Source organism: Neisseria sp. P0021.S006 (assembly GCF_051956895.1).
The window spans coordinates 1-734 of the sequence record NZ_JBQCWZ010000688.1 but is presented as its reverse complement, the minus strand read 5'-3'; the positions used below and the strand labels follow the sequence as shown (position 1 = coordinate 734).

The 734-nt window shown below is 49.0% G+C and carries 1 protein-coding gene; it reads left to right on the top strand.

From position 1 onward, the window contains the following. Positions 1 to 142 precede the first annotated feature (142 nt). The coding region (locus ACTHUM_RS16485) for a type I glyceraldehyde-3-phosphate dehydrogenase (protein WP_440403493.1) at positions 143 to 734 on the top strand (592 nt) is incomplete at its 3' end.

The window sequence follows — 734 nt, the reverse complement described above, 5'->3', positions numbered from 1 at the left end:
TTTCTACTCTAATCATCTACAATTAAAAATAATCGAACCTAAAATTTTCAATAAAACATTAATTACACAGCACTACATTTTTGCTATAATTGCCACCATTCACTCCCCACCCAAACCCAAACCCAAAAGAAGAGGAAAAGCCATGGGTATCAAAGTTGCCATCAACGGCTACGGCCGCATCGGCCGCCAAGTAGTGCGCGCTATTTTTGACTACAAACTGCAAGACCAACTCGACATCGTTGCCATCAACGCCAGCGGCAGCATCGAGACCAACGCCCACCTGACCAAATTTGACACTGTTCACGGCCGCTTCAACTCTGAAGTTTCCCACGATGAGAAACACCTCATCATCGACGGTAAAAAAATCCCTTACTTCTCTACCCGCAACCCAGCCGAATTGCCATGGGGCGAATTGGGCGTTGACCTGGTAATGGAATGTACTGGCGCGTTCACCAGCAAAGAGAAAGCCAAAATCCACTTGGAAAGCGGCGCGAAAAAAGTGCTGATTTCCGCTCCCGGCGGCGATGACGTAGACGCAACCATCGTTTACGGCGTAAACGACGACGTGATTACCGACGACATGACCGTTATCTCCAACGCGTCTTGTACCACCAACTGCCTGGCACCTGTGGCCAAAGTATTGAACGAAAACATCGGTATCGTAAACGGCGTGATGACCACCATCCATGCGCTGACCAACGACCAAACCGTAACCGACGTACGCCACAAAGACC